Here is a 1,375-nt window from a genome sequence, read left to right on the forward strand (position 1 = left end):
GGGTCGGGGGCCAGCAGCATCGCGACGTTCTCGGCGGCGGCGATCTGCGCGGAGTTCGCGTGCACGCCGATGCCCTCGGCGACGACGCGCAGGCCGCGGGCGAGGTTCTCGGCGCTGGGCCGCTCGTCCGGGTTCTTGCGCAGGCAGCGCTCGATGACCGTCCACAGCGGGTCGGGGACGGTCGAGGGGCGGCGCGGTTCGGCGCTCAGGTGCTGGTGCAGGACTTCGAGGGCGGAGCCGCCGGAGAACGGCGGACGGCCGGTGACCAGCTCGTACATCAGGATGCCGGCGCCGTAGATGTCCACGGCGGAGGTCTGCGGGCGGCCTTCGGCGGACTCCGGCGCGATGTACGCGGGCGTGCCGACGAACTCGTGGGTGCGGGTCAGGCCCGGGGAGTCGGCGAGGCGGGCGATGCCGAAGTCGGTGAGCAGCGGGTACATCTGGCCGCCGCCCTGCTTGAGCAGGACGTTCGCCGGCTTCAGGTCGCGGTGCACGACGCCGTCGGCGTGGCTGGCGGCCAGCGCGTCGGCGATCTGCGCGGTGAGCAGGGCTGCGCCGACGGGGCTGAAGGGGCCGTTCTCGCGCAGGTAGTGGTGCAGGTCGGGGCCCTCGACAAGGTCCATGACGAGCGCCAGGAGATCGCCTTCTACGACGAGGTCGCGGACCCGGACGATGTTCGGGTGGGTCAGGCGCAGCAGCACCGACCGCTCGCGCAGGAACCGCATCACGATGTCGGGATCGCTCGCGAGTTCTTCCTTGAGGACCTTGATCGCGACGGTCTCACCGGGCTGACCCTGGACGGCCGCCTCGGCGCCCGCGGTCTCACGCTGGCGGGCCCGCCAGACGGTGCCCGTGGCACCGCGTCCGAGCGGCTCCTCCAGGAGGTACTTGCTGCCTACCGGCCGCACGTCTGCGCTCCCTGCTGCTTGCCTGTGTTCCGGTCCACTGTAGTGCCGCCCCTCTTGGGGCTACCTACGTAAGCATCGCCGTACATGTTCGAAGGAAAGACGCTCACCCCGGTCTCCCGGTTGCCCCAATGGTCACCGAAGCCGGACATGACTGGTCTCACTCGATCACCGGTGCGGCACTGGTCAGGCACTTTTGGGGACAGAGCTGACCAATCAAGATCACTTGCTGCCGGGCCCCGGGCGCGTTGTCAGTGGCAGGTGCGAGGATGCCTGCAGAACTGGCCGATGTGCTCGTGTTGGGGTGGGGGGAAATCCGTGCCCGGGCAGAAGGGACCGCTGACGGCGATGCAGATCCGGCTGACCGTCGTAGACCCGCTGGGGCCGCCCGCGCAGCCGCGGGGCCGCGCCGCGAGTTGCGACGTGCTGGTCACCGCTCCGGCGGGTACCGCCCTGGCCGCGGTGGCGTC

1 protein-coding gene is annotated in these 1,375 nt (G+C 70.8%); it reads right to left on the reverse strand.

Features of this window, described 5'->3' with window-relative positions; genetic code table 11:
- Positions 1–908: serine/threonine-protein kinase (locus R6V09_RS53225; protein WP_317888568.1), on the reverse strand; the 908-nt coding region annotated here is incomplete at its 3' end.
- Positions 909–1,375: the final 467 nt, after the last annotated feature.

The sequence above is a fragment of the Streptomyces sp. W16 genome (assembly GCF_033194735.1).
Taxonomy (GTDB): Bacteria; Actinomycetota; Actinomycetes; order Streptomycetales; family Streptomycetaceae; genus Streptomyces.